29 protein-coding genes and 1 tRNA gene are annotated in these 26,588 nt (G+C 74.9%); 20 read left to right on the forward strand and 10 right to left on the reverse strand.

Annotation, left to right across the window (positions count from 1 at the left end; genetic code table 11):
• Positions 1-48: 48 nt before the first annotated feature.
• The gene (locus ACI8AF_RS02110) at positions 49-396 is read left to right on the forward strand and encodes a histone-like nucleoid-structuring protein Lsr2 (protein WP_456538000.1); all 348 of its coding nucleotides are present in this window, start codon (positions 49-51) and stop codon (positions 394-396) included.
• Between the two features lie 333 nt (positions 397-729).
• Entirely contained in the window at positions 730-3,264 is a 2,535-nt protein-coding gene (locus tag ACI8AF_RS02115) for an ATP-dependent Clp protease ATP-binding subunit (protein WP_456538001.1), read from the forward strand.
• A 415-nt stretch (positions 3,265-3,679) separates the two neighbouring features.
• Here the strand turns inward: ACI8AF_RS02115 and ACI8AF_RS02120 are convergent, their stop codons facing one another.
• On the reverse strand, positions 3,680-4,558 hold the full coding sequence (locus ACI8AF_RS02120) for an A/G-specific adenine glycosylase (RefSeq protein WP_456538002.1): 879 nt from the start codon (positions 4,556-4,558) through the stop codon (positions 3,680-3,682).
• A 76-nt stretch (positions 4,559-4,634) separates the two neighbouring features.
• Here ACI8AF_RS02120 and ACI8AF_RS02125 point away from each other — a divergent pair, with 76 nt between their 5' ends.
• A complete protein-coding gene (locus ACI8AF_RS02125; protein WP_456538003.1) occupies positions 4,635-5,303 on the forward strand; it encodes a MucR family transcriptional regulator in 669 nt (222 codons plus the stop codon).
• Here the strand turns inward: ACI8AF_RS02125 and disA are convergent.
• The 3 genes from disA to ACI8AF_RS02140 all read right to left on the reverse strand — a co-directional run bounded on the left by disA (position 5,300) and on the right by ACI8AF_RS02140 (position 8,558).
• Positions 5,300-6,385: a DNA integrity scanning diadenylate cyclase DisA gene (gene disA, locus ACI8AF_RS02130; protein WP_456538004.1), complete on the reverse strand. Its 1,086-nt coding sequence runs from the start codon at positions 6,383-6,385 to the stop codon at positions 5,300-5,302. The genes ACI8AF_RS02125 and disA overlap by 4 nt on opposite strands.
• 91 nt (positions 6,386-6,476) lie before the next feature.
• Positions 6,477-7,850 carry a DNA repair protein RadA gene (gene radA, locus ACI8AF_RS02135; protein WP_456538005.1) on the reverse strand — a complete coding sequence of 458 codons (1,374 nt, stop codon included), beginning with the start codon at positions 7,848-7,850 and terminating at the stop codon, positions 6,477-6,479.
• 54 nt (positions 7,851-7,904) lie between these two features.
• On the reverse strand, positions 7,905-8,558 hold the full coding sequence (locus ACI8AF_RS02140; protein ID WP_456538006.1) for a copper chaperone PCu(A)C: 654 nt from the start codon (positions 8,556-8,558) through the stop codon (positions 7,905-7,907).
• A gap of 121 nt (positions 8,559-8,679) precedes the next feature.
• On the opposite strand from ACI8AF_RS02140, the gene ACI8AF_RS02145 reads away from it, so the two are divergent.
• From ACI8AF_RS02145 to ACI8AF_RS02160, 4 genes are all read left to right on the forward strand, one after another.
• On the forward strand, positions 8,680-9,924 hold the full coding sequence (locus ACI8AF_RS02145) for a cryptochrome/photolyase family protein (protein WP_456538007.1): 1,245 nt from the start codon (positions 8,680-8,682) through the stop codon (positions 9,922-9,924).
• The gene (locus ACI8AF_RS02150) at positions 9,924-10,235 is read left to right on the forward strand and encodes a hypothetical protein (RefSeq protein WP_456538008.1); all 312 of its coding nucleotides are present in this window, start codon (positions 9,924-9,926) and stop codon (positions 10,233-10,235) included. Before ACI8AF_RS02145 ends, ACI8AF_RS02150 begins: the two co-directional genes overlap by 1 nt.
• Positions 10,236-10,323: 88 nt before the next feature.
• A complete protein-coding gene (locus tag ACI8AF_RS02155; protein WP_456538009.1) occupies positions 10,324-10,920 on the forward strand; it encodes an RNA polymerase sigma factor in 597 nt (198 codons plus the stop codon).
• A 10-nt stretch (positions 10,921-10,930) separates the two neighbouring features.
• A complete protein-coding gene (locus tag ACI8AF_RS02160) occupies positions 10,931-11,818 on the forward strand; it encodes a hypothetical protein (RefSeq protein ID WP_456538010.1) in 888 nt (295 codons plus the stop codon).
• A gap of 3 nt (positions 11,819-11,821) precedes the next feature.
• Here ACI8AF_RS02160 and ACI8AF_RS02165 read toward each other — a convergent pair whose 3' ends face one another.
• Positions 11,822-12,667, reverse strand: coding sequence for a UbiA family prenyltransferase (locus ACI8AF_RS02165; RefSeq protein ID WP_456538011.1), 846 nt, complete (start codon positions 12,665-12,667; stop codon positions 11,822-11,824).
• A 122-nt stretch (positions 12,668-12,789) separates the two neighbouring features.
• Here ACI8AF_RS02165 and ACI8AF_RS02170 point away from each other — a divergent pair, with 122 nt between their 5' ends.
• Genes ACI8AF_RS02170 through ACI8AF_RS02195 form a run of 6 tightly spaced genes read left to right on the forward strand, consistent with a single transcriptional unit; the run spans position 12,790 to position 17,227 of the window.
• Positions 12,790-13,272: a CarD family transcriptional regulator gene (locus tag ACI8AF_RS02170; protein WP_097206868.1), complete on the forward strand. Its 483-nt coding sequence runs from the start codon at positions 12,790-12,792 to the stop codon at positions 13,270-13,272.
• Positions 13,273-13,313: 41 nt separating this feature from the next.
• A complete protein-coding gene (gene ispD, locus ACI8AF_RS02175) occupies positions 13,314-13,976 on the forward strand; it encodes a 2-C-methyl-D-erythritol 4-phosphate cytidylyltransferase (RefSeq protein ID WP_456538012.1) in 663 nt (220 codons plus the stop codon).
• A complete protein-coding gene (gene ispF / locus ACI8AF_RS02180; RefSeq protein ID WP_456538013.1) occupies positions 13,973-14,482 on the forward strand; it encodes a 2-C-methyl-D-erythritol 2,4-cyclodiphosphate synthase in 510 nt (169 codons plus the stop codon). The genes ispD and ispF overlap by 4 nt, the downstream gene beginning before the upstream one ends.
• A complete protein-coding gene (gene cysS / locus ACI8AF_RS02185; protein ID WP_456538014.1) occupies positions 14,479-15,879 on the forward strand; it encodes a cysteine--tRNA ligase in 1,401 nt (466 codons plus the stop codon). The genes ispF and cysS overlap by 4 nt, the downstream gene beginning before the upstream one ends.
• A complete protein-coding gene (gene rlmB / locus ACI8AF_RS02190) occupies positions 15,879-16,859 on the forward strand; it encodes a 23S rRNA (guanosine(2251)-2'-O)-methyltransferase RlmB (RefSeq protein WP_456538015.1) in 981 nt (326 codons plus the stop codon). Before cysS ends, rlmB begins: the two co-directional genes overlap by 1 nt.
• Positions 16,856-17,227 carry a cupin domain-containing protein gene (locus ACI8AF_RS02195; RefSeq protein ID WP_456538016.1) on the forward strand — a complete coding sequence of 124 codons (372 nt, stop codon included), beginning with the start codon at positions 16,856-16,858 and terminating at the stop codon, positions 17,225-17,227. Before rlmB ends, ACI8AF_RS02195 begins: the two co-directional genes overlap by 4 nt.
• A 33-nt stretch (positions 17,228-17,260) precedes the next feature.
• On the opposite strand, the gene ACI8AF_RS02200 is transcribed toward ACI8AF_RS02195, so the two are convergent.
• From ACI8AF_RS02200 to ACI8AF_RS02210, 3 genes are all read right to left on the reverse strand, one after another.
• A complete protein-coding gene (locus tag ACI8AF_RS02200; protein WP_456538017.1) occupies positions 17,261-18,541 on the reverse strand; it encodes a DUF445 domain-containing protein in 1,281 nt (426 codons plus the stop codon).
• A 119-nt stretch (positions 18,542-18,660) separates the two neighbouring features.
• A complete protein-coding gene (locus ACI8AF_RS02205) occupies positions 18,661-20,118 on the reverse strand; it encodes a trypsin-like peptidase domain-containing protein (protein ID WP_456538018.1) in 1,458 nt (485 codons plus the stop codon).
• Between the two features lie 109 nt (positions 20,119-20,227).
• Positions 20,228-21,124 carry a universal stress protein gene (locus ACI8AF_RS02210; RefSeq protein WP_456538019.1) on the reverse strand — a complete coding sequence of 299 codons (897 nt, stop codon included), beginning with the start codon at positions 21,122-21,124 and terminating at the stop codon, positions 20,228-20,230.
• Between the two features lie 224 nt (positions 21,125-21,348).
• On the opposite strand from ACI8AF_RS02210, the gene ACI8AF_RS02215 reads away from it, so the two are divergent.
• The gene (locus tag ACI8AF_RS02215; protein WP_456538020.1) at positions 21,349-22,062 is read left to right on the forward strand and encodes a hypothetical protein; all 714 of its coding nucleotides are present in this window, start codon (positions 21,349-21,351) and stop codon (positions 22,060-22,062) included.
• 4 nt (positions 22,063-22,066) lie between these two features.
• Here ACI8AF_RS02215 and ACI8AF_RS02220 read toward each other — a convergent pair whose 3' ends face one another.
• Entirely contained in the window at positions 22,067-22,354 is a 288-nt protein-coding gene (locus ACI8AF_RS02220; protein WP_456538021.1) for a DUF1905 domain-containing protein, read from the reverse strand.
• Between the two features lie 127 nt (positions 22,355-22,481).
• Between ACI8AF_RS02220 and ACI8AF_RS02225 the strand changes: the two genes are divergently transcribed.
• The 3 genes from ACI8AF_RS02225 to ACI8AF_RS02235 all read left to right on the forward strand — a co-directional run bounded on the left by ACI8AF_RS02225 (position 22,482) and on the right by ACI8AF_RS02235 (position 24,256).
• Entirely contained in the window at positions 22,482-23,210 is a 729-nt protein-coding gene (locus tag ACI8AF_RS02225; RefSeq protein WP_456538022.1) for a hypothetical protein, read from the forward strand.
• A gap of 696 nt (positions 23,211-23,906) precedes the next feature.
• A tRNA-Thr gene (locus ACI8AF_RS02230) sits at positions 23,907-23,979 on the forward strand.
• A 67-nt stretch (positions 23,980-24,046) separates the two neighbouring features.
• Positions 24,047-24,256, forward strand: a complete 210-nt coding sequence (locus tag ACI8AF_RS02235; protein WP_456538023.1) for a dodecin — start codon at positions 24,047-24,049, stop codon at positions 24,254-24,256.
• An 8-nt stretch (positions 24,257-24,264) separates the two neighbouring features.
• Here the strand turns inward: ACI8AF_RS02235 and ACI8AF_RS02240 are convergent, their stop codons facing one another.
• Positions 24,265-24,672 (reverse strand): DUF5313 family protein, encoded by a 408-nt coding sequence (locus ACI8AF_RS02240; RefSeq protein ID WP_456538024.1) that lies wholly within the window; start codon positions 24,670-24,672, stop codon positions 24,265-24,267.
• Positions 24,673-24,770: 98 nt separating this feature from the next.
• Between ACI8AF_RS02240 and ACI8AF_RS02245 the strand changes: the two genes are divergently transcribed.
• The 3 genes from ACI8AF_RS02245 to ACI8AF_RS02255 all read left to right on the forward strand — a co-directional run bounded on the left by ACI8AF_RS02245 (position 24,771) and on the right by ACI8AF_RS02255 (position 26,588).
• Positions 24,771-25,202: a CBS domain-containing protein gene (locus ACI8AF_RS02245; protein WP_456538025.1), complete on the forward strand. Its 432-nt coding sequence runs from the start codon at positions 24,771-24,773 to the stop codon at positions 25,200-25,202.
• A 30-nt stretch (positions 25,203-25,232) separates the two neighbouring features.
• The gene (gene rarD / locus ACI8AF_RS02250; RefSeq protein ID WP_456538026.1) at positions 25,233-26,150 is read left to right on the forward strand and encodes an EamA family transporter RarD; all 918 of its coding nucleotides are present in this window, start codon (positions 25,233-25,235) and stop codon (positions 26,148-26,150) included.
• Between the two features lie 105 nt (positions 26,151-26,255).
• A complete protein-coding gene (locus ACI8AF_RS02255) occupies positions 26,256-26,588 on the forward strand; it encodes a DUF3263 domain-containing protein (protein ID WP_456538027.1) in 333 nt (110 codons plus the stop codon).

Genomic DNA, 26,588 nt, shown 5'->3' on the forward strand with positions numbered 1-26,588 from the left:
CCGGGCGGAATTGTCGCCCGGACCACACGGATGAATCGAGGAAACTGAATGGCTCGCAAGGTTCAGGTGATCCTGAGCGACGACCTCGACGAGAATCTCTCCGCGGACGAGACCGTCAGCTTTGCCCTGGACGGCACGAACTACGAGATCGACCTCTCCGAGAAGAACGCCAAGGAACTGCGCGACGTGTTCTCGCGCTACGTCCAGGCGGCGCGCAAGGTCGGCCGTGCGGGCCGCGCCTCGGGCGGGGGCCGGTCGCGTGCCACCGGCGGTGGCCGGATGGACCGCGAGCAGGCCGGGGCGATCCGTGACTGGGCGCGCAAGAACGGGCACCAGGTCAGCGACCGCGGCCGCATCCCGGCCAGCGTCGTGGAGGCCTACGAAGCCGCGCACTGAGGCATCTGCAGTTCCTGCGCCGGCCCGGTTCCCCGAAAGGGAGCCGGGCCGTCGTCGTTCCCGGGCCTACCGAGGGGTAGGCGGTGCGGACGGGAACGGGTGGGACGGCGGGCGGCGTGTCCGCTGACGGCGTAACCAGGTCGGAACACCCCTGCGCCAGCATCGGTTGGACCGGGCAGCCACCCACCGCCCCACGCCTCCGGGCCGACGGGACGGCGTGGTCCGTGACTACAGTGGAATGACCGGTGCGCCAGCGCGCCGACTCCAGTCGGATGTTCCGTCCGGACACCCGGAGGAACCAGCCGGACCAGCCGGTCAGAGGAGAAGCAGCAGATGTTCGAACGGTTCACCGACCGAGCCCGCCGAGTCGTCGTCCTGGCCCAGGAAGAGGCCCGGATGCTCAACCACAACTACATCGGCACCGAGCACATCCTCCTGGGCCTGATCCACGAGGGCGAAGGTGTCGCGGCCAAGGCGCTCGAGTCCCTCGGCATCTCGCTGGAGGGCGTCCGCCAGCAGGTGGAGGAGATCATCGGTCAGGGCCAGCAGGCCCCGTCCGGGCACATCCCCTTCACCCCGCGGGCCAAGAAGGTGCTGGAGCTGTCGCTGCGCGAGGCGCTGCAGCTCGGCCACAACTACATCGGCACCGAGCACATCCTGCTCGGCCTGATCCGCGAGGGCGAGGGCGTGGCCGCCCAGGTCCTCGTGAAGCTGGGCGCCGACCTCAACCGCGTCCGCCAGCAGGTCATCCAGCTGCTGAGCGGCTACCAGGGCAAGGAGCCGGCCGCCGCCGGCGGGCCCGCCGAGGGCACGCCGTCGACCTCGCTGGTCCTCGACCAGTTCGGCCGCAACCTGACCCAGGCCGCGCGCGACTCCAAGCTCGACCCGGTGATCGGGCGGGCCAAGGAGATCGAGCGGGTCATGCAGGTCCTCTCGCGGCGGACCAAGAACAACCCCGTCCTCATCGGCGAGCCCGGCGTCGGCAAGACCGCCGTCGTCGAGGGCCTGGCCCAGGCGATCGTCAAGGGCGAGGTCCCCGAGACGCTGAAGGACAAGCAGCTCTACACCCTCGACCTCGGCGCCCTCGTCGCCGGTTCCCGCTACCGCGGTGACTTCGAGGAGCGGCTGAAGAAGGTCCTCAAGGAGATCCGCACCCGCGGCGACATCATTCTGTTCATCGACGAGATCCACACCCTCGTCGGGGCGGGCGCCGCGGAGGGCGCGATCGACGCCGCCAGCATCCTCAAGCCGATGCTGGCCCGCGGTGAGCTGCAGACCATCGGCGCCACCACGCTCGACGAGTACCGCAAGCACCTCGAGAAGGACGCCGCCCTCGAGCGGCGCTTCCAGCCGATCCAGGTGGGCGAGCCGACGCTGACCCACACGATCGAGATTCTCAAGGGCCTGCGCGACCGCTACGAGGCGCACCACCGGATCAGCATCACCGACGGCGCCCTCGTCGCCGCCGCGACGCTGGCCGACCGGTACATCTCCGACCGCTTCCTGCCGGACAAGGCGATCGACCTGATCGACGAGGCCGGTGCCCGGATGCGGATCAAGCGGATGACCGCCCCGCCGGACCTGCGCGAGTTCGACGACCGGATCGCCGGCATCCGCCGCGAGAAGGAGTCGGCGATCGACGCGCAGGACTTCGAGAAGGCCGCGTCGCTGCGCGACAAGGAGAAGCAGCTCCTGGCCGAGAAGGCCGAGCGCGAGAAGGCGTGGAAGGCCGGCGACATGGACGTCGTCGCCGAGGTCGACGACGAGCAGATCGCCGAGGTGCTGGCCAACTGGACCGGGATCCCCGTCTTCAAGCTCACCGAGGAGGAGACCACCCGTCTGCTCCGCATGGAGGACGAGCTGCACAAGCGGATCATCGGCCAGGAAGAGGCGATCAAGAGCGTCAGCCAGGCCATCCGGCGCACGCGTGCGGGCCTCAAGGACCCGCGCCGTCCGGGCGGTTCGTTCATCTTCGCCGGCCCCTCGGGTGTCGGTAAGACCGAGCTGGCGAAGGCGCTCGCGAACTTCCTCTTCGGTGAGGACGACGCGCTCATCCAGATCGACATGGGTGAGTTCCACGACCGCTTCACCGTTTCCCGGCTCGTCGGTGCGCCTCCCGGGTACGTCGGTTACGACGAGGGTGGCCAGCTGACCGAGAAGGTGCGGCGCAAGCCGTTCTCGGTGGTTCTCTTCGACGAGATCGAGAAGGCGCACGCGGACGTGTTCAACACGCTCCTGCAGGTGCTGGAGGACGGTCGACTCACCGATGGTCAGGGCCGCATCGTGGACTTCAAGAACACGATCCTGATCCTCACGACCAACCTCGGTACCCGTGACATCTCGAAGGCGGTCGGCCTCGGTTTCCAGGCCGGGAACGACACGCAGTCGAACTACGAGCGCATGAAGGTGCGGGTCCACGACGAGCTCAAGCAGCACTTCCGGCCCGAGTTCCTCAACCGCATCGACGACATCGTCGTGTTCCACCAGCTGACCGAGGCCGAGATCATCCAGATCGTCGACCTCATGCTCGCCCGCGTGGAGAGCCAGCTGTCGAACAAGGACATGGCGCTCGAGGTCACCGAGAACGCGAAGAAGCTGCTCGCGCACCGCGGCTTCGACCCGGTGCTGGGCGCCCGGCCGCTGCGCCGGACGATCCAGCGCGAGATCGAGGACGCGCTGAGCGAGAAGATCCTCTACGGCGAGCTGGCCGCCGGCCAGATCGTGGTGGTCGACGTCGACGAGGCGGAGGGCGCGCAGCAGAAGTTCACCTTCCGCGGCGAGGCCAAGCCGATCGACCTGCCCGACACCCCGCCGGTCGCCCTCTCGGGCGGCGACGAGGAGGGTCCGGCCGCCGCCCAGGCGGAATGAGAAACACCCCGTCCTCCTCACCCCTCGCACGCTCGGGGTGAGCCTCTGGACGGGGCCGCGCAGAGGCCGCTCCACCCGCACGGGTGGGGCGGCCTCTGCCGTTCCCGGGCCGAGATAGCGCCGCGCCGGGCGGTCTGCGAGCCGCCGGGATGGCAGTTGGGGCACGGGACACGCGCGAACACGCCGGCAGGGCGTGCACGGAACGCCTTCTCGGCACCGAGAGGGGCGCCGGGCCGTCACCCGCGCGGTGTGGTCGCCGCCTGCACGGCACACCGCGAGGGGGACGACCACCCGACGATGGGCGCCGCGCCGGGCGGTCTGCGAGCCGCCGGGATGGCAGTTGGTGCACGGGACACGCGCGAACACGCCGGCAGGGCGTGCACGGAACGCCTTTTCGGCACGCGCCGCGGCGGGGTCAGGCCTGCGGCAGGGTGAACCGGCCGTCGGGGGTCTGCTCGACCAGGCCGTCGACGAGCAGCGAGTCCAGGCAGCGCGAGCGCTGGACGGCGTCGTCCCAGGCGGCGTCCAGCTCGGCCGCCTCCACCGGGTGCGCGGCCGCGCGGAGCACGTCCAGCAGCCGCCCGCGCACCTGCCGGTCGGTGCCGGCGAACTTCTGCACCCGCCGCGCCGGCCCGTCGTGCGCCGGGTACCCGGCCAACCGCCAGGCGCAGCGGTCCCGCACCGGGCACGCGGGGCAGCGGGGCGTGCCGGCCACGCAGACCAGCGCCCCCAGCTCCATGGCCGCGACCGAGAACCGCACCGCCCGAGCCGGGTCGGTCGGGGCCAGCTCGGCGACGTCGGTCAGGTCGGCGGCGCGCGCGTTGCCCGCCTCCGCCCTGCCGTGCACGAGGCGGGCGACCACCCGGCGCACGTTGGTGTCGACCACCGGCTGCGGCCGGCCGTGGCCAAAGCAGGCCACCGCCCGCGCGGTGTAGGTGCCGATCCCCGGCAGCGCCTCGAGCGCGGCGACGTCGTCGGGCACGGTCCCGCCGTGCCGCTCGGTCAGCGCCACCGCCGTCTCCCGCAGGCGGAGCGCCCGGCGCGGGTAGCCCAGCTTGCCCCAGGCGCGGATGACCTCGGCCGGCGTGGCCGCCGCCAGGGCTGCCGGCGTGGGCCAGCGGGAGATCCACTCCTGCCACACCGGCTCCACGCGGGCGACCGGCGTCTGCTGCAGCATCACCTCGCTGACCAGCACCGCCCACGCGTCCACGCCAGGCCGGCGCCAGGGCAGATCCCGGGCCGCGGTGGCGTACCAGTCGACGATGACCTCACCGGTCTCGCTGAGGCTGCCCACGACTCCCCAGTCTGCCGTCCGCGCTGAGCGGCGTGCCGAGCCGGTCGGCGGAGGCGCCGCCGTTTACCGTCGGCGCGTGTTGCACCCGGTGGGCCCGCTCCCGGCTGCCGTCTACTGGCGGCGCCGGGCGCTGGTGCTCACCCTCCTGGTCTCGGTCCTCGGCGGCGGTGGCTGGGTCGGCCACGCCCTGGCCACCGGCCGGTTCGACGAGGGGACGACGACGGCGTCCTCGACCCGTCCGGCCCCCTCGGAGCCGCCCGAGCCGGCGCTGGAGCAGGTCGTCCCCTCGTCGGTGAGCGTGCTCCTCCCCGGCACGACCCCGATCGCACCGCAGGAGACCGGCGCACCGGCGGCCCCGGAGGCGTGCGCCGACGCCGTCCTCGCGGTCGAGGTCCGGACACCCGGAACCGCCCCGGCCGGCGCGCAGGCCACCTTCGAGCTCGTCGTCACCAACACGCAGGCGACGCCGTGCGTCCGCCCGCTCGACAAGCAGCTGCAGGAGATCGTGCTCCTCGACGCCGCCGGCGCGCGGCTGTGGGGCAGCAACGACTGCATCCCCGAGACCAGCAGCGACCTGCGCACGCTGGCTCCGGGCGAGGCGGTGTCGTTCCCCGTCGTGTGGAGCGGGCTGACCAGCGAGCCGACCTGCACGGCGCCGCGGGTCCCCCCGCCGCCGGGCAGCTACGTGGTGCGGGCCCGCATGGACACCGCGATCAGCCCCGATGCCGGGCTCGTGCTCGCCTAGCTGTAGCGGTCGAGGATCGACGTCTCGGCGAGCCGGGAGAGGCCCTCGCGGATGCCGCGCGCCCGGGCCTCGCCGACGCCCTCGACGGCCAGCAGGTCCTCGATGGTGGCGGCGAGCAGCTTCTGCAGCCCGCCGAAGTGGTCGACCAGCCGGTCGATGATCCCGGCCGGCAGCCGCGGGACGCGCGCCAGGAGCCGGTAGCCGCGCGGGCTCACGGGGGAGTCCAGCGCGTCGGGGGAGGTGGGCAGCCCGTAGCAGCGGGCCACGGCGGAGAGGTCGAGCAGCTCGGTGGCCGACAGCGCGCGCAGGTCGGTGAGGACCTGGTCGATCGTCCGGGGCCGGCGGCCGCCGCCGGGCAGGTAGTCGCGGACCAGCAGGCCGCGGTCCTCCTCGACGCCGGCGAGCATCTCGTCGAGCTGCAGGGCCAGCAGGCGCCCGTCGGTGCCCAGCTCGACGACGAAGCCCTCGATCTCGTCGGCGATCCGGCGGACCATCTCCAGCCGCTGGCTGACGCTCATCGCGTCCCGGACGGTGACGAGGTCCTCGATCTCGAGCGCCGACAGCGTGCTGGCGACCTCGTCGAGGCGCAGCTTGTAGCGCTCCAGCGCGGCCAGCGCCTGGTTGGCCCGCGCCAGGATCGTGGTCGGGTGCTCCAGGGTGTAGCGGCGCCCGGCGACGTACACCGAGATGATGTGCATCGACTGGCTCACCGAGATCACCGGGAAGCCGGTCTGGACCGCCACCCGCTCCGCCGTGCGGTGCCGGGTGCCCGACTCCTCGGTGGGGATGGTCGGGTCGGGCATGAGGTGCACGCCGGCGCGGACGATGCGCGTGCCGTCGTAGGAGACGATCACCGCGCCGTCCATCTTGGCCAGCTCGCGCAGCCGCGTGGCCGACAGCGCCACGTCGAGGGCGAACCCGCCGGTGCACAGGGACTCGACCACGCGGTCGTACCCGAGCACGATGAGGGCGCCGGTGCGGCCGGCCAGGATGCGCTCGAGGCCGTCGCGCAGCGCGGTGCCGGGGGCGATGCGGCCGAGGAGCTCGCGCAGTGCGACCTCGGGGTCCACAGCGGCTGGCACGAGCGCTCCTGACGGGTCGAGACGGTGCGGCGGCTGAGTCTACGTGGCCCGCGACGGGGAAGTCGGGCTCGGGATCGCGGACGGCGCGTGCTCACCCACCGAACAGCCGCGCGAACGCGGCGCCGAGGTCGGGCACCTCGACCAGGCGCATCCCCGGTGGGGCGGTGCCGGCGTCCTCGGGGACGAGCGCGACGGTGTACCCCTGGCGTGCCGCCTCGGCCAGCCGCCGGCCCGTGCCGCCCACCCGGCGGATCTCGCCGGAGAGGCCGACCTCGCCCAGCGCGACCAGACCAGGCGGGAGCGGCTGGTCCTTCGCCGCCGACGCGATGGCGAGGGCCAGCGCGAGGTCGGCGGCCGGCTCGGCGATGCGCACCCCGCCCACCGACGCGGCGAAGACGTCGGCCTCGGCCAGGCGCACCCCGCCGCGGCGCTCGACGACGGCGTTGACCATCGCCACCCGCTGCGAGTCCAGGCCGCTGACCGCCCGCCGGGGCGACCCACCCCCGGCCGACGTGGCCACCAGCGACTGCACCTCCGCCAGCAGCGGCCGGCTGCCCTCGAGCGTCACCGTGACGCAACTGCCCGGCACCGGCACCGCGCGGCGGGAGACGAACAGCGCCGACGGGTCGGGGACCCCGACCACCCCGGCGTCGCCGATCTCGAAGCAGCCGATCTCGTCGGCCGGCCCGAACCGGTTCTTGGTCGCCCGGATCAGCCGCAGGGTGGAGTGCCGCTCGCCGTCGAAGGAGATGACGACGTCGACCAGGTGCTCGAGGGCCCGCGGCCCGGCGACGTTGCCGTCCTTGGTGACGTGGCCGACCAGGATCGTCGTCATGCCGCGGGCCTTGGCGACGCCGGTCAGCGCGCCGGCCACCGCGCGCACCTGGGTGGCGCCGCCGTCGGTCCCGTCGACCGCGGGGGAGCGGACGGTCTGCACGCTGTCGAGGACCAGCAGGGTGGGGTCGACGTCCTCGACGTGCGCGAGGACGGCGGACAGCTCGGTCTCGGCGGCCAGGTAGAGCTGCTCGTGCAGGGCGCCGATGCGCTCGGCCCGCAGCCGCACCTGCGCGGCGGACTCCTCGCCGGAGACCACGAGCGCGGGGCCGTTGGCGGCGGCGACCCGCTGGGCCACCTCGAGCAGCAGCGTGGACTTGCCCACCCCCGGCTCGCCGGCGACCAGCAGGACCGCGCCGGGCACCAGCCCGCCGCCCAGCACGCGGTCGAACTCGGGGATGCCGGTCGGCTGGGCCCTCGCGCCCTCCAGCTGCACCTCGGCGATCGGGCGGGCGGGCGCGGTGACCGGCCCGGCGCTGACCGAGCGCAGGGGTGAGGACGAGGCGCTGCCGACCTCCTGCAGGGTGCCCCACGCCTGGCACTCGGGGCAGCGCCCGACCCACTTGGCCGAGGCGTACCCGCACTCGGTGCAGCGGTGGGCGGGGCGGGACTTCACTCCGGCGGGGGGCACCGGCCGACGGTAACCGCGGCCGCCGACAGTCTCGGGGACGTCGGGGGCGGGGCGTCAGCCCTCGCCCTCGCCACCCTCCTCGCGCTGCGTGGCGATGCCTCCGCTGACCTCGGTGTTCTCCTCTTCGCCCTCGTTCTCCTCGTGGTGGAAGTCGAAGGCCTCGCCGCGCTCCTCGGCCTCGTCGGGGGCGGCCACGGGGACGTCGAGGGTGACCTCGCCGGCCTCCGCGAAGGTGAACGTCAGCTCGACGGTCTGCGACGGCAGGAGCTCCTCGCCGAGGTCGACCAGGGTGACGGTCTGCGAGTTCTCGCCCAGGTAGACCACCGAGTCGGCGGGGATCGTGATCCCCTCGCCCGCGCCGGTGGTCGTCCCGTCGTCCGGGGCGGGGGCCCCGGTGCCCGACGCGGAGCCGGTGAGGCGGATCCGGGAGAAGGAGGTGCTGCTGATCTCGGTGAGCGTGTCCTCCTGGTCACCGTCGTTGACGATGGCCATGCGGAGCTCGGCGTCGTCACCGGGGGAGTAGCTGCCCGCGTTCGGGTAGGCCAGCTCGACGGCGCGCAGCTCGATCTCGCCGATCTGCGCCGACGGGCCCACCTTGTCGCGCAGCTGCGTGGCGGTCTGGTTGACCTGACCGGCGCTGCACGCGGAGAGCGCCATCGGCGAAACGAGCAGGACACCCACCGTGGCGGCGCGCAGTGCGCGGTTCACAGCCGTCGACCTCCCAGGCCTACGCCCCCGTCCCGGGCCGGGGCCGGAGGGGGCTGATCGCAGTTCTCGAGTCGCGCTGAGAGTAACGGTCCACCCAGGATGTCCGCCTGGAGGTGAGGCGGTGGGCGGGAGCGCGCGTCCCAGCGCAATGGACCCGGCGCTGGGGCCCTACCCCGCACGCGCGCCGGCCACCCGTCGGTGGTGCTTCGCCGACCAGCTCGGCCCGCACTTCCTCGACCGGCCCGACCAGCCGGTCCTGCTCGTCGAGTCGCGCGCGGTGTTCTCCCGCCGCCGGTTCCACCGGCAGAAGGCGCACCTCGTGCTCTCGGCCCTCCGCCACCGCGCCGCGGAGCTGGGCGACCAGGCGCGGCTGGTCCGGGCGCGGACGTACGGGGAGGCCCTCGACCGCTGCGCCGAGCCGCTGTCGGTCTGCGCGCCGACCACCTGGGGCAGCCGCGACCTGGTGCTCCGCCGCCCCGGGCTGACCGTCGTGGCACCCCGCGGGTTCGTCACCACGCACGCGGAGTTCGCCGTGTGGGCCGAGGGCCGGGGACGGCGCCGGCTGCTGATGGAGGACTTCTACCGGGACAGCCGCCGCCGGACCGGGGTGCTCATGGAGGGCGCCGAGCCGGTCGGGGGCAGCTGGAACCTCGACCACGACAACCGCGAGCCACCACCCGCCGACGGCGACGTCGGGGTCCCCGAGCCCTGGTGGCCCGAGGAGGACGAGATCGACGAGCAGGTGCGCGCCGCCCTCGACCGGTGGGCGGTCGAGGGCGACGTCGCGTTCGTGGGGGACGACGGACCGCGGCTGTTCCCCGTGACGCGGCAGGAGGCGCTGCTGCGCCTGGAGCAGTTCCTCGACGAGCGGCTGGGCACGTTCGGCCCGTACGAGGACGCCATGCTCTCCGGCGACCGCTGGATGGCGCACTCGCTGATCAGCCCGGCGCTGAACCTGGGACTCCTCGACCCGCTCGAGGTCGTGCACGCCGCCGAGGACCGCTACCGCCGGTCGCTCGCCGAGGGCGACCCGCTGCCGCTGAGCAGCGTCGAGGGCCTCGTGCGCCAGGTGATGGGCTGGCGGGACTACGTCTGGCACATGTACTGGCACCTGGGGCGCGGGTACCGCGACGCCAACGCGCTCGCGGCGCACCAGCGGGTGCCGGACTGGATGGCGGAGCTCGACGACGGCGCGGTCGACGCCGCCTGCCCGTCCGACGTCCTCGGCAACCTCCGCCGCGACGGGTGGGTGCACCACATCCCGCGGCTGATGGTGCTCGGCAACTACGCGCTGCAGCGGGGATCGACCCGCGCGAGCTGGCGGACTGGTTCCACCGCACCTTCCTCGACGGATACGACTGGGTGATGGTCGCCGACGTCGTCGGCATGAGCCAGCACGCCGACGGCGGAGCGCTCGTCACCAAGCCCTACGCCGCCGGCGGGGCCTACATCGACCGCATGAGCGACTACTGCGGCGGCTGCGTCTACTCCCCGCGCCGCCGGCTCGGCGAGGACGCGTGCCCCTTCACCGCCGGCTACTGGGCCTTCCTCGAGCGCAACCGCGCCCTGCTGTCCGCCAACCAGCGCATGCGCCGATCGCTGCAGGGCCTGGACCGGCTCGGCGACCTCCTGCCGGTGGTGGAGCAGGAGCGCCTGCGCGGCACCGCCGCCCCGTAACCGGTCACCCGGGCGGGCGACCGGCCCTCCGGTTCGGCGCTCGGCCTGCCGATGAGGGAGGGACGGGCCGGACGAGCGAGGAGAGCGGGTGCCGACAGGTCTGCCGTTCGACGACGTGCTCGCCGCTGCCCAGGCCGGTGCCGCGTGGGCCTTCGAGGTGCTCTACCGCGACCTCGCGCCCGCGGTCACCGGCTACCTCCGGCTGCACGGCGCCGCGGAGCCCGACGACCTGGCCAGCGAGACGTTCATCGGCGTCTTCACCGGTCTGGCCGGGTTCTCCGGCGACGAGTCGGGGCTGCGGTCGTGGGTCTTCACGATCGCCCACCGGCGGCTGCTCGACGACTGGCGGCGGCGCAGCCGCCGACCGCAGGTGGTCGACGAGCCGGGGGACCTCTCGGCCTCCCTGGGCGGGGACGTCGAGGACGACGCGCTGGTCCGCATCGGCGCCGACACCGTCCAGCGGCTGTGCGGCGAGCTCCCCGCCGACCAGCGCTCGGTCCTGCTCCTGCGGATCCTCGCCGACCTCACCGTCGAGCAGGTCGGCGAGGTGCTCGGCAAGTCCGTCCCCTCGGTCAAGGCGCTGCAGCGGCGCGGCCTGCGCACGCTGCGCGAACGGCTCGAGGCGGAGAACTCCTCCGAACGGGTGCCCACCGCCGCGCACCCCTCCGGGCCTCTCCGGCGATGACGAGGGTGAGATGACCACAGCAGCCGACGACCGCGCCGTCGAGGAGGCCTTCGAGGCCTACCTCGCCGGCCGACCCGTTCCCGAGCAGGGGGCCGGACTGGCCGCCTTCGCGGACGCGGTGCGCTCGAGCACGTCCCGGCCGGGACGTCCGAACGCGGCCCTCGCCGACCTGCTGGCCACTGGTCTCCTCACCGACCAGCCCAGCCCGTCGCGCGCGACGGCGCCTCGCACCCGGAGACGCATCACCATGTTCTTCCCCGCCCTCCTCGCCAAGATCGCCTCGGCCGGCGCCGTCGCCCAGGTGGCCACCGGCGCGGGCATCGCCCTCGTGGCCTTCACCGGCGCCGGCACCGCCGGCGTCCTCCCGGACCCCCTCCAGCACGGCTTCGCCACGGTCGCCGAGACCGTCGGCATCACCGGGGTGGACGACCCGCGGGAGGAGAGCACCCGAGAGGACCGGACCTCCGTCCAGGACCCCGCGCTCACCGAGGGAACCGGCACGACGACCGGGACCGAGGCCACGACCGCGCTCGACGGCGGCACCGGGGACGTCGCCGAGACCCCGGTCGCCCCGCCGACGACCCCGGAGCAGTGGGCCGAGGAGGGCCCGCGCCCCGACCAGTCGTTCGGCGACTGGGTCAGCTACGGCGCGACCCGGGGCTGGGCCACCGGTGAGGCCGTCCGCGAGCACGCGCGCAACAAGGGCGAGCGCGTGCCGGAGGAGTACGCGGAGACGCCGGTCGAGACCCCCGAGGAGACGGTGACCGAGCCGCAGCCGGAGACCGCCGAGTCGTCGACGCCCGACACCGGTCGCGGCAACGGCAACGGCAACGCCGGCGGGAACGGCAACGGCGGCGGCAACGGCGGCGGGAACGGGAACGGCCGCGGCAACCGCTGACCGCTAGGCGACCGACGCGCCGCCGACCAGCAGCAGGACGACGTCCAGCACGGTCAGCAGCATCACCGCCGGGAACGCCGCCCGCCGCCACCGCGGCGACCCGGCGAGCGCCGCCACGACGACGGCGGGCAGGGCCAGCACCACGCCGGCCCAGCCCGCCGTCGTCGGCGCTCCGGGCGGTCCCAGCACGAGCAGCAGCGTCGCGGCGCCGAGCAGCACCGCGCCGGTGACCGCGGACGCGGTCGCGCCGATCCGGTGCGGCAGGCCGCGGACGCCGGTGGCGAGGTCGTCCTCGAGGTCGGGGGCGACGTTGGCGAGGTGCGCCGCGCCGCCCAGCGCCGCCCCGGAGGCGACCAGCCACCACGGCGCGGCCGGGGTGCCCGGGGCCGCGGCGACCACGCCCGCGGGCAGCGCGCCGAACCCGACGAGGTACGGCACGGCCGAGGCGGCGGTGCGCTTGAGCCCGGCGTTGTAGGCCCAGCCGCTGGCCACGAGCAGCAGCAGGAGCAGACCGGGCACCACGCCGAGCAGCAGCGAGAGGACGACGGCCAGCGCGGCCGCCGCGAGCGCCGCCACGCGCAGCGTCGACGGGGCGACGGCGCCCTGCACGACCGGCTTGTCGGGTCGCGCGACGGCCTGGTCGCGGTCGGCGTCGAGCCAGTCGTTGCTCCACCCGATCGACGCCTGACCTGCGAGGACGGCGGCGCACAGCAGCACCGCGCGGCCGCCGCCGACCCCCGCGGCGACCCCCAGCAGGGTGGCCACGAGGGTCACCGCGACCGTGGGTCCGGCGTGCGTGGCGAGCACCAGGCCACGGGCCCGGGTGAACCCACCAGGCACACCAGTCACGCGCTTGTCAACCCCCTCCGGTTACTTCATCTGCCTTCTGACCTGCAGATTTACGGCCTTCGCCCGATCCGCCCGTCAGTCTTCCGTGGTAGCCTGGAAACAGCGAAAGGGGTCACACACACATGGGCTTCACTGTCGGCGAGACCGTCGTCTACCCGCACCACGGGGCCGCGCTCATCGAGGCCATCGAGAAGCGCGTCATCAAGGGTGAAGAGAAGGCCTACCTCGTGCTGAAGGTCGCCCAGGGCGACCTGACCGTGCGCGTGCCGGCCGACAACGCAGAGATCGTCGGCGTCCGCGACGTCGTCGGCCAGGAGGGTCTCAACCGGGTCTTCGAGGTGTTGCGCGCCCCGCACACCGAGGAGCCGACGAACTGGTCGCGCCGGTACAAGGCCAACCTCGAGAAGCTGGCCTCGGGCGACGTCAACAAGGTCGCCGAGGTCGTCCGCGACCTGTGGCGCCGCGACAAGGACCGCGGTCTCTCCGCCGGCGAGAAGCGCATGCTCTCCAAGGCGCGCCAGATCCTGGTCAGCGAGCTGGCGCTCGCCGAGGGCACCAACGAGGACAAGGCCGAGGTGCTCCTCGACGAGGTCCTCGCCAGCTGAGCTCGACCCCGAGCTCCGCAGCACACCTCCAGACCGCTCCCGTGCACGCTGTCGGCATCGTCGCAGCGGCCGGGAGCGGTCTGCGTCTGGGGGCGGACCGGCCGAAGGCGCTGGTCCCCCTCAGCGGCCGGCCGCTGGTCTGCTGGGCGGTCGACACCCTGCGCGCCGGCGGCGTCGCCGAGGTGGTGGTCGCCGTCCCGCCGGGGGAGCGGGACGCCTGCGCCGCCGTCCTCCCGCCCGGGGTCCGGCTGGTCGCCGGCGGTGCCAGCCGCACCGCCTCGGTGCGGGCCGCCCTGGCCGCCGCCGGCGAGCGGGCCGACGCCGTCCTGGTGCACGACGCCGCCCGGCCGCTGACCCCGCCGGCCGTCGTGGCCCGCGTCCTCGCCGCGCTCGCGGCCGGGTCGCGCGCCGTCGTCCCGGTCCTGCCCGTCGTGGACACCACCGTCGTGGTCGACGACGACGGCGTCGTCACCGACGCGGTGCCCCGCGGCCCGCTGCGCCGGGTGCAGACCCCGCAGGGCTTCGACCGGGGCACGCTGGTGGCGGCCTACGCCGACCTCCCGGACGACGCCGACCTCACCGACGACGCCGCGGTGGTCCGCGCGCGCGGCGTCCCCGTGCACACCGTCGACGGCGACGAGCGCGCCGCCAAGGTGACCGTGGCGCACGACCTCGCGGTGGCCGAACTCCAGGTGCGGGCGTGACCGGGCTGCCGCGCGTCGGCATCGGCACCGATGTCCACCCGATCGAGGCCGGCCGCCCGTGCTTCCTCGCCGGCCTGGAGTGGCCCGGGGCCGACGGCTGCGCCGGCCACTCCGACGGCGACGTCGCCGCGCACGCGCTCACCGACGCGGTGCTCTCCGCCGCCGGACTGGGCGACATCGGCGGCCTGCTCGGCACCGACGACCCGCGCTGGGCGGGGGCGTCGGGCACCACGGTCCTCGAGCACGTCCGCGCGACGCTGGCCGCCGCGGGCTGGCGGGTGGGCAACGCCGCCGTGCAGCTCATCGCGCCCACCCCCAAGGTGGGCCCGCGGCGGGCCGAGGCCGAGGCGGCGCTGTCGGCCGCGCTGGGCGCACCGGTGAGCGTGAGCGCCACGACCACCGACGGCCTCGGGCTCACCGGACGCGGCGAGGGCCGGGCCGCGGTGGCGACCGCGCTGGTGGTCAGGGCTGACGGCACGGAGCGGTCCGTAGACTCCGAGCGGTGAGCCTCCGCCTGTACGACACGGCCACCCGAGCCGTGCGCGACTTCACGCCCCTGCGTGCGGGACGGGCCTCCATGTACGTCTGCGGGCTGACCGTCCAGGGGCCGCCGCACCTCGGGCACGTGCGCGCCGCGCTGGTCTTCGACGTCCTGCGCCGCTGGCTGGAGCGCGGCCACGGGTTCGACGTCACGCTGGTCCGCAACGTCACCGACATCGACGACAAGATCCTCGCCAAGGCCGCCGAGCACGGCGTGCCGTGGTGGGCGTGGGCCTACGAGAACGAGCGGGCCTGCACCCGCGCCTACGACGTCCTCGGCGTGCGGCCGCCCACCTACGAGCCGCGGGCCACCGGCCACGTGCCCGACATGGTGCAGCTCATGCACCGGCTGATCGACAGCGGTCACGCCTACGCCGCCGACGGCGACGTCTACTTCGACGTCCGCTCCTTCCCCGAGTACGGCGCGCTCACCGGGCAGAAGCTCGACGACCTGCAGGCCGCCGACGACGTCGTCGACGCCGACCGCAAGCGCGACCCGCGCGACTTCGCGCTGTGGAAGGCGCACAAGGAGGGCGAGCCGGAGACCGCCTCGTGGCCCACCCCGTGGGGCCGCGGCCGGCCGGGCTGGCACCTGGAGTGCTCGGCGATGGCCGGGCGCTACCTCGGCGCGGACTTCGACATCCACGGCGGCGGGCTGGACCTGCGCTTCCCGCACCACGAGAACGAGCAGGCGCAGTCGCGGGCGGCCGGGGACGGCTTCGCCCGCTACTGGGTGCACAACGGCTGGGTGACCCTCGGCGGCGAGAAGATGAGCAAGTCGCTGGGCAACACGGCGCTGGTCGACGAGGTGGTCAAGCGGGTGCGGCCGGTCGAGCTGCGCTACTACCTCGCGACCCCGCACTACCGGTCGACGATCGAGTTCACCGAGCCCGCGCTGCACGAGGCCGCCGGTGGCTACCAGCGCATCGAGTCCTTCGTCCGCCGCGCGACCGAGCGGGTCGGGACGTCGGCCGAGCCGGTGGTCTCCCCGGAGTTCGCCGCCGCCATGGACGACGACCTCAACACCGCTGCGGCGATGGCCACGGTGCACACCGAGGTGCGGGCCGGGAACGCCGCGCTCGACCGCGGTGACGAGGAGCAGGCGGCGACGGCGCTCGCCGCGGTGCGGGGCGCGCTCGACGTGATGGGGCTCGACCCGTTCGACCCGCAGTGGGCGGTCGGCGGCGGCGACCGGCTCGCCGACGTCACCGACGGGCTGGTGCAGATGGCGCTGGAGCAGCGGCAGGCCGCGCGGGCGCGCAAGGACTACGCCGCCGCCGACGCGATCCGCGACCAGATGGCGAAGCTGGGGGTCACCGTGGAGGACACCCCGCAGGGGCCGCGCTGGGAGCTGAGCCGCTGATGGCCGGCAACAGCCAGCGCCGCGGCGCCCGCGCCTCGGGCGGCAAGAAGGGCGCGACCAGCGGCACCGGGGGCAAGGGACGCCGGGCGCTCGCCGGGCGCGGGGCGACCCCGCCGGCCGAGATGCGGCCCGGGCACCCGGCGCAGCGGCGGGCGGCCGCCGACGCCCGGCAGCGCGCCGACCGCGCCCGCCAGCGCCAGCGGGCCGAGGAGGCCCCGGAGCTGCTGCTGGGCCGCAACCCGGTCGTGGAGGCCCTGCGGGCCGAGATCCCGGCGACGGCGCTGTACGTGGTGACCGATGTCGGTCGGGGCGGCGGGGCGGGTGGCAAGCAGAGCACCGACGAGCGGATCGCCGAGGCGCTCCAGCTGGCCGCCGACCGCGGGCTGCCGCTGCTCGAGGTCGGCAAGGCCGAGTTCGACCGGATGTCCGGCGGCGCGCTGCACCAGGGCATCGGCCTGCAGGTGCCGCCGTACGCCTACGCGCACCCCGACGACCTGCTCGCCGCCGCGCACGACTCCGGCCGCCCGCCGCTGATCGTGGCCATGGACGGCGTGACCGACCCGCGCAACCTCGGTGCGGTGGTCCGGTCGGCGGCCGCGTTCGACGCGCACGGCGTCGTCGTGCCGCAGCGCCGGGCCGTGGGCATGACCGCCTCGGCGTGGCGGACCAGCGCTGGTGCCGCCGCCCGCCTGCCGGTCGCCCGGGCGGTCAACCTGCCCCGGGCGCTGGCGTCCTACCAGGACGCCGGGCTGATGACCGTGGGCCTGGCCGGCGACGGCGAGGTCGACCTGCACGAGTACGACGGCTTCGCCGATCCGGTCGCGCTCGTGGTGGGCGCCGAGGGCGCCGGCCTGTCGCGGCTGGTGCGCGAGCGCTGCGACGTCGTCGTCCGCATCCCGATCGGGCGCGACACCGAGTCGCTCAACGTCAGCGTCGCCGCCGGCATCGCCCTGTACGTGGCGGCCCAGGCGCGGCTGTGACGCCGCCCCGGGCGACCGCGCTCGGGCTGGAGCCGCACCCCGAGGGCGGCTGGTTCCGCCGCACCTGGACCTCGCCGGCCGAGCTGACCGGCCGGCCCGCCGCCACCGCGATCCTCTTCCTGCTCGCGCCGGGGGAGCGCTCGGCGCCGCACGTGGTCGACGCCGACGAGCTGTGGCTCTGGCACGGCCCGGGGCCGCTGGTGCTGCGGCTCGGCGGCGAGCCCGTCGTCCTCGACGCCGGCAACCCGCAGGTGCTGGTGCCGGCGGGCACCGAGCAGGCCACCGACCCGGTGACCGACGAGGTGCTGGTCAGCTGCGTGGTCTCGCCCGGCTTCGAGTGGAGCGGCTTCCGCCTCACCGGAGGCTGAGCGCGCAGGAAAGCTACGCTGTCGGACTCCGACTCAGCCGATGAGCTGGGCGGTCGTGTAGATCAGCAGGCCGGCGAGGCCGCCGACCACGGTGCCGTTGACCCGGATCCACTGCAGGTCGCGGCCCACCTGCAGCTCGATCCGCCGGCTGGTCTCCTCGGTGTCCCACCGCTGGACCGTCGTCCCCACCAGGTCGGCGACGTCGCCGGCGAAGCGCTCCACCAGGTAGCCGGCCACCGTGTGCGCGTGCCTTTGAACAAGCTCGCGCACGGTCGGGTCGGTCTGCAGCAGCCGGGCGAGGTCGCGGATCATCCCGGTCACCCGCGAGCGCAGCTCGGAGTCGGGGTCGGCGGCGGCGGACAGCACGGAGTTCTTCGCGTTGGTCCACAGCGACCCCGACCAGTGGCGGACGGCGGGGTGCTCGAGCAGCTCCTTCTTGAGCTCCTCGACGCGGGCGGCGGTCGACGGGTCGGTGCGCAGCGCGTGGATGTAGGCGCGCAGCCGGCGGTCGTAGGAGCGGCGCAGCTCGTGGTAGGGGTCGGCGCCGACCTCCTCGAGGAACTGCTGGACGCCGTTGAAGGCGCGGGTGAACACGCGCTCGTCGACCCAGTCGGGCACCCAGGCGGGGGAGGACTCGCCGAGCTGGGCGCGGAACACCACCCGGTTCTCGTCGAGGAAGCGCGCCAGCCCGCGCAGCGCCACCGACAGCACCTCCTGGTGCCGGTCGCCGTCGACCACCAGCTCCAGGGCGCGCGCGACGACCGGCGCGGCGGGCGTGCCGTGCAGCTTGCGGTCGACGAGGGTCGCGACGGCCGGCTGCAGGTCCTCGTCCTTGAGCAGGTCGGTGAACGCCCCCAGCGCCGTGGCGGCGTCGCCGGCCAGCCGCTCGGCCCGCCCGGGCGCGGCCAGGAAGGCGCCGAGCCGGCCCGGGACGTCGACGGTGGTCAGCTTGTCCTCGATCACGGCGCGGGTCAGGAAGTTCTCCTGCACGAAGGTGCCGAGGCTGGCGCCGATCTGGTCCTTCTTGCGCGGGATGATCGCCGTGTGCGGGATCGGCAGCCGCAGCGGGTGCCGGAACAGGGCCGTGACGGCGAACCAGTCGGCGAGCGCGCCCACCATCGACGCCTCGGCGGTGGCCCGCACGTAGCCGACCCAGGCGCCGGCGTCCTCGCCGATCAGGACGCAGGCCAGGAACACCGCGGCGGCGAACAGGAACAACCCGGTCGCCAACCGCTTCATGCGCGCGAGGTCCCGGGCCCGCTGCGGGTCGTCGAGGGAGCCCGCCAGCGGGGCGGACGGTCGGGGGGCCGGCACCTGAACCAGCCTAGGCACCGGGGCCGGTCCGTGCCGGGGTCCGGGCAGCGGACGGCCCCGGCACCGCAGGGGGCCGGGGCCGGGGCGGGGGGCCGTCGGTCGCGGGGACGACGCAGCGGTCAGCTGGTCGACGTGCCGAGGGTGACCCTGACCTGCTCGGTCTGGTCGCCGCGGTGGACGGTGAGCGTCACCTCGTCCCCGGGGGTCGAGCTGCGGACGGCGGCGGTCAGGTCGGTCGAGGTGGTGACCGCGCGGTCGTCGATCGCGGTGATGACGTCGCCGGCCTGCAGCCCGGCCTCCGCGGCCGCGCTGCCCTCCTGCACCGAGACGACCTCGGCGCCGGCGCCGACCTCGCTGTTCTGCCCGTCGGTCGCGGTCTGCGCGCTCACGCCGAGGACGGCGTGGCTGGCCGAGCCGTCGGCCATGATCTCCTTCGCGATCCGCTCGGCGACGTTGCTGGGGATCGCGAAGCCGACGCCGATGTTGCCGCTCTGCGTCGACTGCTGGCCCGGCAGGTCCGACGTCGCCACCGAGGCGATCGCGGTGTTGATGCCGATCACCTCGCCCGCCGCGTTCACCAGCGCGCCGCCGGAGTTGCCGGGGTTGATCGCCGCGTCGGTCTGGATGGCGTCGATGACCGTGGCGTCGCTGGAGCTCGAGCCGGTCTGCACCGCCCGGTTCGTCGCGCTGACGATGCCGTCGGTGACGGTGTTCTCCAGGCCCAGGGGGGCGCCGATCGCCACCGCGAGGTCACCCACCTGGACGTCGTCGGAGTCGGCGAACGTGGCCGGGGTCAGGTTGCTCGCGCCGTCGAGCTTCACGACGGCCAGGTCGCTGGAGGGGTCGGTGCCGACGACCGTGGCGTCGTAGAGCGTGCCGTCGGAGGTGCGCACCTGGATGTCGGCGTCCGTCGTCCGGCTGTCGAGCGTGACCACGTGGTTGTTGGTGAGCACGTAGCCGTCGTCGGTGAGGACCACGCCCGAGCCGCTGCCCGCGCCCGAGGACGTGGTCACGTAGATGGTGACGACGCTGGGCGCGGCCTTGGCGGCCGCGGCGGTGGCGGTGGTCGCGGTGTCGGGGTCCTTGATGACCACGCTCTGGGCGGCGGTGGCCGAGGAGCCGCCGGCGGACGACGGGTCGACCAGCGCGACCACGCCCGCGCCCGCGCCGCCGCCGATGAGCGCACCGGCGACCAGGCCGGCGACGCCGATGCGCAGCCGCCCGGTGCGGCGGGCCGGCGGCACGGCACCGGGCAGCGGACCGCCCGGGTAGGAGGGCACGCCGTAGTGGTGGGTCGCGGGCGGCACCTGCGCGCCGTGCTGAGGCGGCACCTGCGTGCCGTGCTGCGGCGGCACCTGCGTGCCGTGCTGCGGCGGCACCTGCGTGCCGTGCTGCGGCGGCACCTGCGTGCCGTGCTGCGGCGGCACCTGCGTGCCGTGCTGCGGCGGCACCTGCGTGCCGTGCTGCGGCGGCGGCCAGGCCCCCGCGGGCGTCGGGGCGGGGTGCGGCGCGGCCGGGGGCGCCCCGGCGGGCGTCGTCCGCGGGTCCTGGCCGGCCGGCTGTCCGAGCTCGTTCACTTCTGCTGTCCTCCCTCCGCGCGGCCGTCCGGCCGGCGTCCTGCAACCGAGGTTCGGCCGACGGCCTGGCGCGGTGCTGGAGGGCAGCTGTGAGTGTGCTGGACGGGGCTCAGGTGCCGGTGCGGACCTCGCCGGCGGCGCTCTCGGGGGCGCGGGTGGCGGGCGGCACCAGGACCAGCGGCGACGTGCAGTGCCGCAGCAGCCAGCGGTGCGCGCCGTCCAGGCCGCGGTGGAAGCGGCCGCTGTGGCCGACCCCGGCCACCAGCAGCGGCGTCGGGCAGGCCCGGTCGAGCACGTCGACGCCCTGGGCGCCGGGCATGGCGACGCGCTCCACCTCGACGTCGGGGAACCGCTGGGCCCACTCGTCGCCCAGCGACACCCGTGGGTGGGTCTCGAGCAGCACCAGCCGGCGGCCCGAGCGCTGCGCGGTCGCCGCCGCGAAGGCGGCCACGACGTCGTCGTCGGCCGGCTCGTCGCTGCCGAGGACGGCGACGACCGGACGGTCGGGGTCGGGCTTGCGGCGCGACCGCGGCACGACCGCGACCGGCTGCGGGGATCGGGCGGCGACGTGGGCGGCCACCGAGGCACGCACGATCTCGTCGGCCGCGCCGGTCGTGGAGATGCCCAGCACGAGCAGCTGCGCCGCGGCGCCGGCCCGCAGCAGCGCCGTCGTGGCGTCGCCGGGCACGACCTCCGTCGCCGCGGTCAGGCCGGGCGCGGCGTGCCGGGCCGCGGTGTAGGCGGTGGCGGTGATCCGCCGGGCGTGCGGCAGCTCCGGCGGGGGCGCGCCCGGGCCCGGTGGGTCGCCGAGGTAGTCCGCCGCGTGGACGATGCGCAGCGGCGCCCCCCGCGCGGCCGCCTCCGCGGCGGCCCACCGGACGGCGGCCAGCGACACCTCGCTCCCGTCGACCCCCACCACCACCTCGCGGACCGGCGGGTCCGCGGCCTGCCGGTCGCCGGCGGCAGGGTTCCGTTCCGTGTGGGTGGTCGAGGTCGAGGTCGTCACTGCGCACCCCCTCCGGGCGAGGCGGTCCGGCGCCGGGAGCGGCGCCGGCTTCCAGGAGAAGCGTGCTCGCGGTCGCGCGCGGAGGGAAGACCCCGGGGACCCACGTGCATGCGGCGCCCGGACTGGGTAGTGCCGCTGCGACGAGCGGGAGCGGGGGGTCGGGGTCCGGCCTGAGCGACCGTGGATCGCCCTTGTCCGGTCTTGCTCACGCAGGAGGCCTCCCCGTGCTCACCCGCGGTCCGTTCGCCCGGCTCCTCCTCGGGGTCGGCATCCTCTGCGGTCTCGGCCTCGCGCTCGCCGGCGGCGTCGTGCTGCGCGGGTCGGGAGTCGTCGCCGTCGTCCTCGCCGGCGGGGTCGCCGCCTGCCTGGCGGCCGGGGTCGCCCGGGAGACGTCCGGCCCGTCGCGGATCTCCCCGTGGGAGGCGGCCGGGCTGGCGGGGGGCTGGACGGTCGCCGGCCTGCTCGTCCTCGCCGGGACGGCGGCGGTCGCCGGCGGTCTGGCCGCGGTGCTGCTCGGCGCCGTCGGGGGGCTGGTCGGGCTGGCGGTCTGGCTGCTGCGCGCGCACCGCAGAGAGCGGGAGAGCTCGTCCGGCCCGGCCGCGGCGCGGCCCGCGAACCCCGCGCCGGTGCTGCCGACGCGCCCGGTGGCCGCGACGCCCGGCCACACGGCCACCGCGGGTGTCGCCCGGCTGACCCTGCCGGTGTCGCTGCTGCCGACCGACGCGCTCGGCCGGGAGTGGCTGCGCACCACCTCCGCCCTGGCCGGCTGGCTCGACCCGGCGGCGCGCGAGTCGATCGTCCGCCGCCGCCAGGAGGCCCTCGACGAGCTCGAGCGGCGGGACCCCGAGGGCTTCGCCCGCTGGCTGGCCGCCGGGCCGGCACCCGGCAGCGACCCGGCCGACTACGTGCAGGGCGGTTCGCCGCGCGGCCTCGACTGACCGCTCACACGTCGACGGTGAGGCGGACGGTCACCACGTCGCCGACGTCGACGCCCTCGCTGCGGCGGACCGCCTCCTTGACCGGCACGACGTAGCCGCCGTCCTCGGGCCACAGCGACGTCGTGAAGCTCGTGGCGCCGATCCGCGCCGCGACCGGGATCATCCCCCAGCCGTAGGAGACCAGCGGGGACACCGCCTCGAGCTCGCCGCACCGCTCGTCCGGGACGGACGCGAAGTGGAACGGCGCGGGCCCGCGCCAGTGCCAGATCTCGCCGCTGAACTGCAGGTCCACGGCCGCAGAACAGGCAGCCACGGCCACGACCGCGGGCCGCGGAGCCGCCGGACGTCATCCGGTCGGGACGACGTGCTGCCGCCGCCGGTTGCCCACCCTGGTCTCCCGCACCGAGGGGAGGTCGCCGGTGAGGCCGGACCCGGGGGAGAGCACTCCGACGCAGCTCGTCGCGGTCGAACCCGCCGCCGAGCCGGAGGCCGAGCCGCCCGCCCCGGCCGGGCGCAGCGACCCCACCCCGCTCCGGGGCTCCTCCGCGGCGCTGGAGTTCCTCTCCGTCCTGGTCCTCTCGGTGACGACCATCCTCACCGCGTGGTCGGCCTTCGAAGCCAGCAAGTGGGGCGGGGAGATGTCGATCGCCTTCAGCCAGGCCTCGTCGGCCCGGATCGAGGCCGCCCGCGCCGACGCCACCGCGCACTCCCGTCTCACCAACCAGGTCGGGCTGTGGACCGAGTGGGTGGTCGCGGAGGGCACCGGGAACCCGGCGCTGGCCGCTTTCGTCGCCGATCGGTTCCCCGAGCCGCTGGCGACCGCGCACCAGGAGTGGCTCGCGGCCGGCGGCGCCACGCCCGGGGCGCCCGAGTCGCCGTTCCAGCTGCCGTCGTACGTCCTCCCGGAGGCGCTCGCGGCCGCGGCGGCCGACGAGCGGGCGGACGGGCTGTTCGCCACGGCGCTGGAGAACAACCAGCGCAGCGACAACTACACGATCCTCACGGTGCTGTTCGCCGCCGTGCTGTTCTTCAGCGCGATGTCCGGCCGCGCCCGGGCGTACCGCTCGCAGCGGCTGCTGCTGGGGACCGGTCTGCTGCTCGGCGTCGTCGGGCTCTTCTTCCTCGCCACCTTCCCCAAGCTGGTCTGACCGGGAGGGCGGCGGTGGACGACGGACTGCGCCGGCTGAGGACACCGCACGCGGCCGCGGTGGCCGGCATCCTCTTCGCGCTGCTCTTCACCGCGAGCGTGGTCCTGCTGCGCACCGCCGTCCCGGCCGATCCGTTCGCCGGGACGGGCTGGGTCGACGCGGGTCGCACCAGGGTCCGGGTGGCCGTCGGCCTCGTGCCGTTCGCGGGCATCGCGTTCCTCTGGTTCATCGCGGTGATCCGCGACCGCCTGGGCGCCCACGAGGACCGGTTCTTCGCCACCGTGTTCCTCGGCAGCGGGCTGGTGTTCCTCGCGATGGTCTTCGTCGCGACGGCCGTCGCCGGGGCCGTCGTCGCCGGGGCGACGGTCCAGGAGGCGCAGGGCTACCGCCCGGACGTCGTGCACTTCGGACGCGGGATCATGCTGCAGATCAGCAACGTCTACGCGCTGCGGATGGCCGCCGTCTTCATGATCTCCCTGGCCACGATCTGGCTGCGCACGGGGCTCCTGCCGCGCTGGCTCGCGGTGCTCAGCTACGCCGCCGCCCTCACCCTGCTGACCGTGGTCGGTCTCAGCCTCTGGGCCGTGCTGGTCTTCCCGGCCTGGGCGCTGACGGTCAGCGTGCTGCTCCTCGCCCGGCGCGACGGCGGCGTCCACCCCGCCCCTACTCTTGACCCGGGACGTGGTCCCGTGGTCCGCCGGCGTGGCGCAACTGGTAGCGCACCCGACTTGTAATCGGGCGGTTAGGGGTTCGAGTCCCCTCGTCGGCTCCGTCGCGGCGTGCCAGGGTGGGCGGGCCGCCGCCACCGCGGGCGGCGGCAGGCGAGGAGGCCACCCGTGAGCGACCACGTGTACCGGCTGAGCGAGATCGTCGGCAGCAGCAGCACCAGCGTCGACGACGCGATCAGGAACGCGATCGCCAAGGCCGCCCAGACGGTCCGCAACATCGACTGGTTCGAGACCACCCAGATCCGCGGGCAGGTCGTCGACGGCCAGGTCGCCTACTACCAGGTCGGCCTCAAGATCGGCTTCCGCGTCGAGGACTGACCGGTCCTTCAGTCGAAGCTGCCCGCGCCGTCCTGCCGGTAGGGGGAGCGGCGCTCGCGCTCCTCCTGCTCCCGGCGCTCCTCGCGCACCCGCGCGGCCGTCCCGGCCCGGTAGCCGGCCTTGGCCACGCGGTGCTCCGTCGTCTCCGTCATGAAGGCGACCGAGAAGATCAGCCCGAGGACCAGCCCGCCGACGGCCGCCGACACCCGGTAGCCGAGGGGCACCGGGACGGCGACGAGGCACAGCACCACCAGCGGCGAGAGCTGCACGACGGCGCGGGCCAGGTGCCGCAGCCACCACGTGCGCGTCGTGGTGTCCTCGAGGACCCACGGCGACAGCTCGCGCGGCAGCCCGCCGCCCAGGGCGTACCAGAGCCACTGCCAGGGGGCGGGACGGCGGCGGTGCTCGGTGCGCACGCCTCGACGGTAGGCCGGTGCGGCGACCGGTGGGCCCCGCGTTGCACGAGATCGGTGAGCGGCGTCACACTGCGCTGGTCCGTGCCGAGGAGGTCCGCGTGCAGATCAGCCAGGTGCTCCGCCGCAAGGGCCACGAGGTGGCCACCGTCGACGCCGCGGTGAGCGTGCGCGACGCGCTCGCGCTGCTCGCCCAGCACGGCATCGGCGCGCTCGTCGTCTCCGCCGACGGCAACCGCATCGACGGCATCCTCTCCGAGCGCGACATCGCCCGCGGCCTGCACCAGCACGGCGCCGGCCTGCTCGCCGAGCCGGTGTCCAGCGTCATGACCGCCGAGGTGCACACCTGCCCGCCCACCGCGAGCGTGCACGACCTCGCGCAGACGATGACCGACCGGCGCGTCCGCCACGTGCCGGTGGTCGACGGGGAGCGGCTGGTCGGCATCGTGTCGATCGGCGACGTCGTCAAGGCGCGGCTGGACGAGCTCGAGGCCGAGCGCGCCTCCCTGGTGGACTACATCCAGCACGCCTGAGCCGCGAGGCGCCCCACGTAACGTGGGGGAGTGGACGAGCGCCGGCTGGGAGTCGCCTCCGGGATCACCGCCTACGCGCTCTGGGGCCTGTTCCCGCTGTACTTCCCGCTCCTCGAGCCCTCCAGCGGGCTGGAGATCGTCGCCCACCGCGTGCTCTGGTCGCTGGTCTTCATCGCCCTGCTGCTCACCGTGGTCCGCCGCTGGGGCCTGGTCCGCGCCGCGGTCCGCGACCGGCGCACGATGCTGGTCCTCGCCGGGGCGGCGGTGCTCATCGCGGTCAACTGGCTGGTCTTCGTCTACGGCGTCAACTCCGGCCACGTCGTCGAGACCTCGCTGGGCTACTTCATCAACCCGCTGGTCAGCGTGCTGCTCGGCGTCGTGGTGTTCGGCGAGCGGCTGCGGTCGCTGCAGTGGGTGGCGGTCGGCACCGCCGCCGTCGCCGTCGCCGTCCTGACGATCGACTACGGCCGCCCGCCCTGGATCGCGCTCGTGCTCGCGGCGACCTTCGGCCTGTACGGCCTGATGAAGAAGCTCGTGCGCGTCGAGGCCGCCCCGGGGCTGTTCCTGGAGACCGCGCTGGTCGCCGTCCCGGCGGTCGTGTTCCTCGGGGTGCTGCAGGGCGGCGGCGACGGGACGGCGTTCGGCGAGGGCGCGGGCCACTTCGCGCTGCTGGTCAGCTCCGGCGTGGCGACGGCGATCCCGCTGCTGCTCTTCGCCGCCGCGACCCGGCGCATCCCGCTGTCCACCGTCGGCCTGCTGCAGTACCTGACCCCGCTCATGCAGCTGGCGATCGGCGTCTTCGTCCGCCACGAGCCGATGCCGCCCGCCCGCCTCGCCGGCTTCGTCGTCGTGTGGGTCGCGCTGGCCGTGCTCACCGTCGACAGCCTGCGCACGGCCCGGGCCGCCGCGCGCCGCCCGGCCGCCGAGACGCTCCCCGCGCCGGTCTGAGCACCCGTCGGCCGCAGGGGTCGAATCTGTCGGTGCCGGGAACTACCGTCGTGTCATTCGCACCGCGTCGACAGGCGCGGTGGAAGCCGGTCAGGAGACGCACCCATGAGCACCGACCCGGCCCCCGTGGTCTCCCCGCCACGGGCCGAGGGTCCAGCAGGGGAGACGACCGCGACGACGGGCCTGACCCGCCGCGAGCACGACATGCTCGCCTTCGAGCGCCAGTGGTGGCGGGCGGCGGGCGCCAAGGAGACGGCGATCCGGGAGCAGTTCGGGGTGACGCCGACGCGCTACTACCAGGCGCTCAACGCCCTCGTCGACCGTCCGGACGCACTTGCCGCCGATCCGTTGCTCGTCCGGCGGCTGCGCCGGCTGCGCAGCGCCCGGCGACGTGGCCGTTCACCGGATGTCCTGGGCAACGGGGGTCCGGCCGTCTAG

Source organism: Blastococcus sp. SYSU D00669, assembly GCF_054050715.1.